The 12,768-nt window shown below is 41.0% G+C and carries 5 protein-coding genes; 3 read left to right on the forward strand and 2 right to left on the reverse strand.

All coding sequences use genetic code 11. The features are described 5' to 3' along the window. Positions 1–18: 18 nt before the first annotated feature. Together ACKGJO_RS09400 and ACKGJO_RS09405 are read left to right on the forward strand one after the other, a co-directional pair. Positions 19–6,045 carry a lamin tail domain-containing protein gene (locus ACKGJO_RS09400; RefSeq protein ID WP_411323167.1) on the forward strand — a complete coding sequence of 2,009 codons (6,027 nt, stop codon included), beginning with the start codon at positions 19–21 and terminating at the stop codon, positions 6,043–6,045. 262 nt (positions 6,046–6,307) lie between these two features. After that, the gene (locus ACKGJO_RS09405) at positions 6,308–7,516 is read left to right on the forward strand and encodes a hypothetical protein (protein ID WP_411323168.1); all 1,209 of its coding nucleotides are present in this window, start codon (positions 6,308–6,310) and stop codon (positions 7,514–7,516) included. Positions 7,517–7,546: 30 nt separating this feature from the next. Here the strand turns inward: ACKGJO_RS09405 and ACKGJO_RS09410 are convergent, their stop codons facing one another. Beyond that, the gene (locus ACKGJO_RS09410; RefSeq protein WP_411323169.1) at positions 7,547–9,634 is read right to left on the reverse strand and encodes a TonB-dependent receptor family protein; all 2,088 of its coding nucleotides are present in this window, start codon (positions 9,632–9,634) and stop codon (positions 7,547–7,549) included. A gap of 18 nt (positions 9,635–9,652) precedes the next feature. Further along, the gene (locus ACKGJO_RS09415) at positions 9,653–11,752 is read right to left on the reverse strand and encodes an APC family permease (RefSeq protein ID WP_411323170.1); all 2,100 of its coding nucleotides are present in this window, start codon (positions 11,750–11,752) and stop codon (positions 9,653–9,655) included. Positions 11,753–11,952: 200 nt separating this feature from the next. Here ACKGJO_RS09415 and murI point away from each other — a divergent pair, with 200 nt between their 5' ends. Further along, positions 11,953–12,762, forward strand: a complete 810-nt coding sequence (murI, locus tag ACKGJO_RS09420) for a glutamate racemase (protein ID WP_411323171.1) — start codon at positions 11,953–11,955, stop codon at positions 12,760–12,762. Positions 12,763–12,768 lie beyond the last annotated feature (6 nt).

The following is a 12,768-nucleotide window of genomic DNA, read 5'->3' on the forward strand; positions in this document are numbered from 1 at the left end:
ACATGGTTTGGGTACAATATGTCAAGTTTACGACTGCATATCATCACTTTACTGATCTTTGTGCCGATGTCAATTTGCGCACAAACGGTAAATTTCGAGGATGATTTCTCTGATCAGGATATCTCTGACTGGTCGGGTACAACTGCAGATTTCACCTTTATATCTGAAGGCAACAACGTTCTACTACAACAAAATGCAGCATCTGCAGGAACTTCCTCTTTAAGTATTCCTTCCAGTAACGTTATTGGATACTGGGAATTCTTCCTCCGTTTGGATGGCTTCTCTCCGTCTGATGGAAACAAAGCTGAAATTTATCTTATGAGTGATGCAGCAGACTTCACTACTCCCATAAATGGCTATATGTTGCAGGCCGGTGAGAATCTTTCCGGTGATGTTTTCAGATTATTTAGGATAACCGCGGGAAACAAAGATGTAGAAGTTTTGACAGGGACTACAGACATCAGTTCTGGTGGAGATTTTAGGGTAAAAGTCACAAGAGATGCCTCCGGCAACTGGTCACTTCAAGTCGCTGAAGGTTACACAGGGTTACTCGCTCAGGAAGCTTCAGGAACAGATAACACATATACTTCAGCCTCACATTTCGGATTTGTAACCACTTATACCTCAACCCGAACCGATAAATTTGCTTTCGATTTCAAGATCTATATTCCGCCAGTAGCCGTTGATAATATAGCCCTTTTTAATGATTCTGAGATCGATATCATCTTCAATAAAGCTTATGATCCGGCATCAGTTCAAACCACTGATTTCACCCTGTTTCCCGGCTCGCTAAATCCCCAGTCTTATAGTCAGATAAGTGCAGAGTCAGTCAGGATTGGTTTTGCAGACCCTATCCCAAGTGGTGTGAATGATCTGAATATTTCAGGTGTAGACGACATTTCAGGTTCCACCACATTAGCTGATACCACTTTTCAGATTGTTATTTTTGATAATTTTGTACCCGGGGATATTGTGATCAATGAATTCATGAAAGACCCTCCCACCGGTACAGCTGAATATGTGGAGATCCACAATGTTTCGGCCAAATATTTAAACCTAAAAAACTGGCAGGTCGCTGATAATGGGACATTTACTACAATATCTATTTCCGACACGCCTATCTTACCTTATGGCTATGCAGTTATCTCAGCCGATACATCAAAATTAAGTTCCTTTTACGGTTCTGCCAATTATATTCAGGCTTCACTGCCTCCTCTAAACAATGGGGGTGATGAGGTTCGCCTTTTTGATAGTACAGGGGTTACTGTTGATTCTCTGTCATATACATCGGATTGGGCAGGTATAGATGTGGCCATTGAACGAAGAGATCCGGCTGCTGCCTCCATCTATCTTGAAAACTGGGGTGATTCACCCAATCCAAATTTCGGCACTCCCGGTTTCCCTAACGAAGTTTCAGCAGATACAGAAGCCCCTCAGATCATGGAAGTGATCCTTCAGAAACCTCTCACTCTTTTGATGGTTACTTCCGAACGTCTTGAAAATGCAACAGCTGAAAATCCCGGTAATTACAGCTTGAGTTTAAACCCTGGAGCGGGTGCCAACACTCCGGTTATTCCTTCTATAACAACGGCCATTCAAGTTGCGGCAGATACTACTGAACTTACTTTAGATACTGAGATCAATGAATACGATGGAAGCTGGAATCTTAATGCAGCCGATCTCACTGATATTTTTGGTAACAATGCGAATGGCATCTTTGAATTTGAGTTTCAAAACCCGTTCGTATTCATAGATCTAACTGTTATAAACCGAGAGCAACTACTTCTTGAATTCAGCGAAAGCATCGACCCTGTGTCCATACAACCGAGCGATTTTATTATCAAGGGTATTCAAATTGATGCTGCCACCGGAATTTCTCAACCAACCGGAGATCAAATTCAGCTTGATCTTACATCTCCTCTTTTGTCAGGTCCGAGTGACATAATTATTAATGATCTGCAAAGTGTAAGTGGCTGGACGATCAATGACGATACCTACTTTGAATTCTTCACCTTCGATGAATTTTCGGCCGGAGATGTGATTATCAATGAATTTATGAAAGACCCACCATCTGGTGCTACAGATTATGTGGAGCTGAAAAATACTTCAGAGAAATATCTCAATCTCAAAGACTGGCAAATTGGAGATGAGCTTTCACTCACCACAATCTCTGGTTCTGATCTTATCTTATATCCTGACAGCTTTGCTGTGGTTACACCCGATACCACAGCATTGATCAACATATTTGGCCCTGCTTATTATATTCAGGCTTCCCTACCAAACCTAAACAGCACAACTTCCGACCAGGTCAGGCTTTTAACCTCAGCCGGTGCAATTGCCGATTCCCTTCAATATGAGACGAACTGGGGTGGTGAAGATGTTTCACTCGAAAGAAGAGATCCAACCGTATCATCCATTTATAAAGAAAACTGGGGAAACTCACCCTCAACCGATCTCGGTACACCCGGTTATTTAAACCTAATTGAACCGGATACCGAGCCCGCTCAACTGAGCGAAATAAATTTGATTAGCAGATCACAAATTCAGCTGATCTATTCAGAAAGAATTCAGGAGTCTCAAGCAATTGAAATTTTTAATTACACTCTTCAGGCAGATAACAGCACGGATACCGGCATTGGCATTCAAAGTATCATTTACACTAAACCGGATACTGTTCTATTGCAACTGACCATGGACCTTCCCAGCGAACCCGAAGGTACTACTTACCAACTGAGCATTGAGAATCAGACGGATCTCTTTGGAAATATCAGTCCAACCTTAACTCCAAACTTGTTTATAATTGACTATGGAGTAGCGGATTCCGGCGACGTATTCATTACTGAATTTATGTACGATCCTTCTGATGGTTTTACAGATTTCATAGAATTATATAATGCAACAGACAGTGCCTATAACCTGCAAAACTGGACGTTCAATGACAACTCAGGAAACAGGAGGTCACTGACTGACCAACAATCTACACTGCTTCCTGGGTCACGTGTAGTGCTTGCACCCGATAGTACCATTAAAAATAGTTTCCCTGAAATTTACCTCATAGTAATGGATTCACGCTTTGCCAACCTGAATAGTACAACTGCTGATGATATTGTAATCAGGAATGGGGATGGTGTTCTGATCGATTCTTTGACATACAGCAATACCTGGGGCGGCAATAAGACCTCACTGGAACGGAGAAGTGTATCTGTTTCACCAACTTATGTTGAAAACTGGGGGAACTCTCCTTCACCCAAACTCGGTACTCCGGGAAGTGAGAATCTCATTTCAGAAGATTTGACTTCACCTGATATTGTGGAACTGAATGTAATCAATGGAACTACCTTGCAAGTTCTGTTTTCAGAGCGAATAGAACAAACTCCAGCTGAAAACATAGCAAACTTTGAACTGTTCGTACCGGCTGAAATTGAAACTCAGGTTCCACCAATATCATTTATAACTTTTCTGGAACCGGATACCGTCATCATTCAATTTCAAAGTTCTCTGCCCAAGCAAGATCTGGGGACGACTTATCTACTCACTATTCAGGATCAGGCTGATGTATTCGGAAATATAGCCGGTTCCCTATCACAGTCATTTTTCCTGATCGATATTCAGGAGGCTGATTCAGGCGATGTTGTGATCAACGAATTTATGTACGATCCGGCTATTGCATATTCTGAGTTCATCGAACTTTACAATAAAAGTAATAAGAATATAGACCTGCGAAACTGGACGCTGAACGATAACACAGGAACCCGGCGAAGTATCGCAAATTCCAAAGCGGAGTTGGTACAGGGAGAATATGTGGTCCTCGTAGCTGACAGTACTCTTTTTGATCAATTCCCGGACAAAAATATTTTAGTTCTCGGTACCGCCTTCCCTTCTCTCAATAACGGCTCTGACGATATTGTAATAAGAGATCAAAACGGCACGCTGATCGATTCACTTACATACTTTTCTGATTGGGGCGGTGATCAGATCTCGTTAGAACGACTTGATCCCCAAGCAGCTTCCATATATTCTGAGAATTGGCGTAATTCACCCTCACCTGATCTGGCCACTCCGGGCAAACCGAACGAGATTACGCCTGATACAGACGCGCCAATCATAATTCATGCCTTCACAATCGGCACAGATACATTGTGCCTTCGTTACAATGAACGGGTTCAATCTGTGCCAGCTTTAGATGTCTCTAATTATTCTGTTGAGCCATCTATTCAAATCGGAGACATTATCCAAACCACAGGCAACACGATATCAATCGCACTGTCATCTAAAATGACCGATGGCACATATTATAGCGTCAACATTCAGGATCAGATGGATATTTTCGGCAATCTGCAGAATACTGCGAGTGTAGATATTGAATTTACTCAGTTTTCAAATGCATTACCCGGAGATGTCATAATAAACGAGATCCTATACAAACGACTGAGCGGTGATTCTCCTGAATTCGTAGAGCTATACAACCAAAGTGATAAAAACTTTGATCTAACTAACTGGACTTTTTCTGATGCTTCAAATTCCACAACAATACCCTCTGGTACACACATCAAAAGTGGTAAATACCTGATACTTACTGATACTAAAGATTTTACTGCAACAAATAGCCTGCAAAGTACTGATGCTGTTTACCTTAGCGGTTTGCCCACGTTAAATGATAATGAGGATATAGTAGTCATCAAAAATAAATCCGGTATGGTGATCGATAGCTTGAGTTATAAAAATACGTGGGGAGGGAATACACGCGGAGTTTCGTTAGAACGAAAAGATCCACTCTCCGCCTCTAACGATCCGAATAATTGGGCCAGCAGTGAGGCTCAGACTGGCAATACTGCTGGATCTCAGAGTTCCGTATTTGAACCGGATCAGGATGCACCGCAGATCATCTTTGCTAAAACCGTAGATAATAGTCGTATATCTCTGGTGTTCTCAGAATTTGTAATTCCAACTAATACAACCCTGACGGTTAATGGCAGTCCTCTTTCGATCTATGATTTTGATCCTAACAACGGAAATCAGATCATTGCAGGGCCGCTAGCAGCCAGTTTCGGTGAAGCTTTAAATCTGAGTATTACGAAAATTGAAGATTACCGGGGAAACATCAGTCACGAACTCAGTATTGAGGTCTCACAACCACTTACGCCCGGCTCCATAGTTATTAATGAGATCCTGTTCGACCCTATTGCAGATTCTGAGGATAACCTACCGGATCAAACTGAGTATATCGAACTCTATAACCGATCAGATCATGCTATCTCGCTGGAGGGTCTGTTTATCCATGATGCACCCGATGAAAATAACGAAGTACGCTCCATAGATCCTGTATCTTCCCAATTCAAATGGATTCCTTCCGGCGATTTTGTTTTAGTCTATGCAGAAGATCAATCCGTTGATTTTGCCAATAGCCGTCTGGCAAAATTCTTTGAAATATCAAATCCAACCGAAGACTTCAAGATCAGAATAGATCGTTCGAGTTTAAGTTTAACTTCAGCCAATGATGCTATTTATATAGCTGACAGCACAGGTACAGCTATTGATTCTGTATTCTATGATGAAAGCTGGCATAATCCTAATCTCTTTGACACTGATGGTGTAGCTCTTGAGCGAATTGACCCAAACGGACCGAGCAATGATAAAACCAACTGGAGCTCAAGCACACGGGTAAACGGAGGCACCCCGGCTCAGAAAAACTCCATTTATCAGATACCCGGCTCGTTGCCTGATGAGACAGGGCTGACATTTACCCCCAATCCCTTTTCTCCGGATAATGACGGCTTCGAAGACTACCTGTTTATCAATTATAAGCTGGATGAATCCGACTATATGTTGCGGGTCAGGATCTTTGATCGTTATGGTCGTCAGGTTAAAAAATTGGCAGACGGCTCACCAGCCGGATTTGATGGTTCGCTTATGTGGGATGGGCTGACCGATGACCACAAAAAAAATCGAGTTGGCATCTATATTATACTGTTTGAGGCTTACGACAGTGCTAAAGGGAAAAATAAGACTTTTAAAAAAACGGTAGTTCTGGCAAGGAAATTTTAATGAACTTAAACTATTGTAATGATGTTAAAGGCACAACAATACATTCAAGCTTAAGGTCAGCAAAACATTGGTTTTACATGATTTTAGATGGATACTATCGTTATTTATATACATTATTAATTCTTGTACTAATTTAAATTTCCGACTGAAAAATTGTTGAATGCCGACTTTTCTTATTAAGAAACTAAAAATAATTCACAGCTTTATTGATCTGGTGATTCTAAAAAGATCTATCTTTTTTTCCTTTATTCTTTTTTTTCTATTGCCACCAGAAGTTACATCCGCTCAGAAATCATCCGACCCCCCACCCCGAACAATAGATGTCTTTCTAGATTGCCGTACATGGCGCTGCGATGAATCTTACATTAGAGAGAAGATCCCATTTATAAATTACGTTAGGAATAAAGATGATGCTGACCTTCATCTGCTAATAACGACGCAAGGAACCGGAAGCGGTGGTAATGAATTCACTCTTCAATTTATCGGGAATAATGAATTCACTGAAGTGAGCAGAACATTAACGTATTTTTCTGCTGAATCAGATACAGATGACGAAATAAGAAATGATCTCAATGATTATATAAAGAAGGGTTTATTCTTTTTCTTAGCCAATCTACCCGTTTCTGAAAGCTTGACAATCAACTACATTCCTACAGATTTACAGGACGAAACACAGACGGTAGATGAGTGGGATTCTTGGGTATTTGAATTAAATGCTGATATGGACTTAGAAGGTGAAGAGTCTGAAAAAGAATTTTCTCTACGGGGGGATGCAAAAGCTGAAAGAATTACACCGGAATGGAAGCTGGAATTTGAAATTCAACAGTATTATGAACGTCGAAAGTTCAACGACGACGATACAACTCGTGTTTTTAATACCGAAAGTCGCAGAGCAGATTTATTGCTTGTAAAAAGTCTAACTGACCATTGGTCTTTCGGAGGTTCATCTAATCTACGTTCTTCTACGCGCGACAACCTTGCCCTTTTAGCAGATGGAAGTCTAGCTTTGGAGTACAGTATTTTTCCTTATGAAGAATTCACTGAACGTGAAATTACATTTCTATATCGATTCACCGGTGGTTACAACGACTATAATGAACGGACTATATATGGAAAATCATCTGAATTTTTGCTTGAACACCAACTTAGATCAAATATCCGTTTTACTAAGCCTTGGGGAGAATTTCGGACTGAAATCAATGCTTCCGCCTACATGCAGGATCTAAGTAAAAACCGACTGGTAACAGAATCACGCCTTAATTTCAGAATATACAGAGGTTTTTCTATTTACGTATCCGGTGAATATGCTTGGATCCGTAATCAATTATCCATACCTGCAGGCAACATTACAGATGCTGAACAGCTTCTTAATCTTCGACAGCGATTCACCTCATATTCTTACGAAATAAGATTTGGGCTGTCATTTTCTTTTGGTTCAATCTATAATAATGTTGTAAATCCTCGCCTGTAAATATCTTTTCTGCGTTGTAACGATCACATATTACAATTTAATGTTCAGCTTTACACCCGCAAACCAATTTCTGGGTGCAGCCGGCTGATAAAAACGATCACCGAAGGCATTGAGGTCATTGCCAAGGCTGTACTTTTCATTCAGCAAGTTATCTATCCCGAAGAAGGCATCAAGGTTAAAATCGGAAAAAAGCTCCAACCTGTAGCCTATTTTACTCTGTAATAAATGATAGGCTTTTGAATAAACCGTATTTGCATCGTTAAGTGGTATCTCATCCGTGAAATTATAATTCAGATTCAAATATGAACCTAGAGCAGTGTTTACTTTCCAGCTGGTGTTCAAGGTATGTGGTGCGACGCCGGTCAGTTCATTACCGGAATAATCTTCACCTCCTCTTTGATAGTCCACAAAATTGAAATTGTGATAACTATATGAGAGATCCCAAGCTAGTCCTTCTATAAATTGATCCGGGTTTTGGATGACTTGCCAACTTGTCGCAACTTCGATACCATATTGATCAGTGGCACCTGTATTTTCAAAAATAACAGTCGAATTCCTGTCAGAAGGTTGCTGAACGATGGTTTCACTCAGTTTAAAGATAAAACCGGTTATATCGTAACTGAAACGGCTTTGGTAAAAACTGCCTCTGAAACCTAATTCATAATTAGTTCCCTGTTCCGCTTCCAGGTCCAAGGCGATGCTACCCTCGTTAGTCCTGAATTCCTCTATGGTTGGTGGAGAAAATCCGTAACTGATACTACCGTGTACTAACATGCCTGGAAAAAACTTTTTTGCCATTCCAATTCTTGGGATGATCTCCGGGTCAAAAGTTTTTTGCGCTATGCCTGTATTATCATCCTGCAAGTTAGTTTCTAATCGATTCAGGCGATATTTTAATCTATTATAGCTTAGTCCCGCTGTCAGATAAATTTCACTGGGCAGATCCACTTCAGTATTCACAAAAAATAATGATGACTTCAGCTTAATCTCATCATCAAAATTCAAATCGCCTGTTACACCACCTGCATTTTCATAATTTCGGGCAGCGTAATTTGCGGCCTGATATTCACCACCAAAAGTAAACCGTGTTCTAACATCCCCAATTTCAGTATCCAGGTAAAAACGGGTTCTGCCACCACCTGTTTTACGGCTGTCTTTTTTATAATCCAGGTTAAAAGGATTTTCAAATGCACTGAATGTTCCATACAGGGTGGTCAGATTGGATAAAATATCGTTGATCTCCACATCATGACTGATACCGGCAAGAAAGGCCTGCTGATCGATACTGGCATTAGCCTCAACACTTCCCAGCACAAAAGGATTACCCGGCCGGGCCTGGCTTGGATCTTCTTGATATTGCTGTAATGTCAATCCCCCCGGAATGCCATAATAAAGGTCAGAATATAAGAAGCTGGTTTTAATGATCTGTTTGTCGTTCAACTGAAATCGAGAAGAGAGTTCAGCTGTCTGCCTTTCCAAAAAGGATTGCTCTCTATAACCATCCGAACTCTGATTCGAATAATTAAACCTCAAATTAGCTTTGTCAGTCTGTTGTTCAGCAAATGCCGTATATCGGTTCAAACCATATGAACCGATCATAGCGCCGGCCCCAACAACATTCCGGTTGCTTTGCCTGCTATCGAATAATATGGCACCGCCATTTCCGGCTCCATAAATACTGCCGGCCGGCCCCTTGATAACCTCCGCCTCCTGCATGTTTATCACGTCCAGTAAATTGAGCGGTGTACTGCCTGAAGGTTCTGTAAAAGGAATATCATTCCAGTATATCTTAATGTTTCGAACTCCAAAGGGTGCCCGAAGAGAACTCCCCCTGATAGCCACTCGGTAACTGCCCGGTGCACGCTGTTCGATCCTCACACCCGGTACAGCATTCAGGCCATATACAATAGAGCTTTCATCAAAGCCCGAAATTCGTTCTGCCCTGATATTTGAAACCGCTCCGGGTGTCTCCATTAGACTTCGGTTACCCTCATAGCCCACAACTACTATATCACCGAGATCACCTTGAAGAGTATCCGGTTCAGTCTGCCCAAAAATTGTAGCTGGATACAGCAAAATCAGTAATGGTAAGCTGATACCTAAAAAAAAATGTTTCATAAAATACTTAAAAATGATTTAACTGTTTTCTTCTTCCGTGTTAATGATAGACAATACGGGACAAGTTACCGTTTCTGATATATTGTTGTGTACTGTATTAAAAAAGCTTTGCCGGTCTGAAGATCCTGTTTCTCCTAAAATGACCAGGTCGTCTTCTCCTGAAATCTGTTCCACGGCTTTAGTCACATCATCAACATTTACGCTCTTCGAAAAGATCCTATTCTCATCTAATCCGGCTTCTCTCAACAAACTCTTGGCAACGAATTCCAGATTTTCTTCACGATTTTCACTTTCAGTCTCCATTTCATCACTGGATAAGGTGATCAAAGTTATTGGCAGATCACTCGATTTTGATAGATCGTGAAGAATAGTTGAAAGTCGTTTATTAAGTTGATCTTTAGAATATACAGGAACCAATAACCGTTCTATGGATGGAACGGATTCTACAGTAAGCACGGCATTGCATTCTTCTTCGTCAATATACCGATCTATACTTTTCCCAAGATCAGGAGTGAAAACCTGATTTGTCTCAACCTTATATCCTTTATTTCTGATCTCATCAGAAATAGTTTCCATTTTCTCCTTTTCCTCATCATCAAGTTTCTCCCTTGATTGTTCCGGACTCGTTTGTTCTTTGATTATTTTATACCACAAAAGGTTTATTTCCAATTCTTTAAAAGGTGTGAGAAGTGCATCCGGTATTTCCTTGGGGTCAGAAATTTCAAGCGGTATAAGAATTTTAGGATTTCGCATGGAGGGTTGAATATGAGGGGGTATAGGTTTCTGTATTTCTGTTTCACGTGCGAATAACCAGTGCCAAACTGTTGCAAATATCAGGACTACAGTTCCTATAATAATTGACGTGCTCTGCATAAAAGCGATCAATCCAAAACAGGCAAGAGCACCCACTACCGAGACCATAGGTGCTGCCTTAACGTTGAATGTTGGGGCATACCAAATTGGAGATTTTTTTCTCACTGAGAAGAGCGCAAGACAAATAACGCCATAAAGCACCAGATGTAAAAGAGAGGCAACTTCAGCAAGCAGCTCAATTCTCCCAAAAAGTGTTACGCCTGCTATTGAGGCCCCGACTATAAATAATGCCCAATGAGGCGTTCCATATCTTTTATTTACCTGACTAATCCCTGGGGGTAATAATCTATCTGTACTCAATGCATAAATAGCCCTGGACGAACTTAAAATTGAAGCATTTGCCGATGATAGAGTTGCAAGTAATCCAGCTCCCAAAACAAGCAATCCTCCTATTGGGCCGATAATAGAACGCGCTACCTCAACAGTGGCTGTCTCACCTAACTCGGACAACTCTTCAGCGCTAAAAATACTGGTGCTGACAAACAAAGTGAGAACATAAAGTAGTGTCACAATCGCTACACTGCCAATAAGAGCTCTGGGAAGATTTTTCTGTGGATCTTTTATCTCGCCGGCAACGGTTGCTATCTGAACAAAACCCAAATATGATGTAAAGATCAAAGCCGTCGTGGTAAATATTGATTTGTACCCTTTTGGAACAAACTCAGACTGTAGTTCTACCGGCCCTATCACACCTAATGCCTCAAGGGCTCCATAGCCAAATAATGCTGTCAAAATACCGGTCAGAATTATAACTACACCATTCTGAAGTTTCCCAACACCCTTAGTTCCAGCCAAATTTACTATAGTCAGAAATATTGCCGTTCCTAAAGCGAATAATACAATAGGATCCCCAAGAGATAATCCCAGTTCACTGAATATCTTACTGGCGTATTCACCAAACCCCATTAAATAGAATGCACTGGCAAATATCAACCCCACGCATTGACCGATACCTATCAAAGAGCCGGTAAACGAGCCAAATATTCTAGAGGCAAAATAGTACCCTCCTCCACTTTGTGGCATGGCAGTGGCTAGTTCGGTGGTACATATGGCTACAACCATGGCTATACTTCCGGCTATCAGAAAAGAGAACATCGCGGCCGGACCTGCATCTCCACCGGCAATACCTGGAAATACAAATATACCTGCGCCTACCATAGTTCCGATACCAATAGCAAGGGCAGGACCAAGCCCAAGAGTTCGTTCTAGCTCTCCTCTATTTTGAGATTGCCTTTCTCTACTCATTAATAGTATTTAAAATATTTGACAGACATTTAAGATGGTAATAAAATTTATAAGCACTTTATAAAAAATATCTTAACCATGGATCAAAGATATTGATTAAAAATTTCATAAAATCTAAAAAAGGAAACTTCGGCAGCCTCTACTATTAAATCAAACACATTACTTGTACCTTTTGCTTTTTGGAACAAATCACTAATAAATTGATAAATAAAAATCAGCCCATAGGTATTTTTGATTCCGGTATTGGCGGGCTTACAGTTGCTAAAGCAGTCATAGATGCTCTACCCGATGAAGATATCATTTATTTTGGGGATACTGCCCGTGTACCGTATGGTATTAAATCAGAAGAAACAGTACGAGCCTATGCACTTGAGATCACAAAGTTTTTACTCAACAAGGGAGTAAAAATGATCCTCATTGCTTGTAATACCGTTTCTGCTTCTGCAAAAGAGGAGATCATTGAGGCAGCCGGAGACATTCCTGTACTGGACGTGATCACAGCCGGAACACGAACCGCCGTCGGAATACCCGAACATAAGAATATCGGTGTGATTGGCACGCTTGGAACCGTCAATTCGCGTGCTTATGTGGAATCTATACATGCTTTTGACTCCACCATCAACGTTGAACAGCAGGCTTGCCCTATGCTGGTACCTTTAGCTGAGGAAGGTTGGATCGATAATGAAGTTGCCATTCAAACTCTGCACCATTATCTGGATCATTTTGATGATACGGGGATCCAAACCCTGATCCTAGGCTGCACACATTATCCTTTGTTCAAAGAAACAATCCCACATATACTGAAAGACAAAAAAGTAAAGATCGTTGATTCCGCAGAATCAATAGCAAGATCTGCCAAGCTGAAACTGACTGAATTGGACCTTCTCAATACTAAAGGTGGAAAATTTCACTGTTACGTCAGCGATCGCCCCCAGCGATTTCATGAACTCGCAGAACGTTTCTTAGGAAAAGGACTGACCACCGTTGATGTGGTCAGCCTCGATAAGTAAAATTAA

The organism is Gracilimonas qinghaiensis (assembly GCF_046602855.1).
GTDB lineage: Bacteria > Bacteroidota > Rhodothermia > Balneolales > Balneolaceae > Gracilimonas.

What these genes read in the sequence shown, in the direction of transcription:
- ACKGJO_RS09400 (WP_411323167.1), top strand. Translation starts at nt 19, where the DNA reads ATGTCAAGTTTACGACTGCATATCATCACTTTACTGATCTTTGTGCCG.
- ACKGJO_RS09410 (WP_411323169.1), bottom strand. Translation starts at nt 9,634, where the DNA reads ATGAAACATTTTTTTTTAGGTATCAGCTTACCATTACTGATTTTGCTG.
- ACKGJO_RS09415 (WP_411323170.1), bottom strand. Translation starts at nt 11,752, where the DNA reads ATGAGTAGAGAAAGGCAATCTCAAAATAGAGGAGAGCTAGAACGAACT.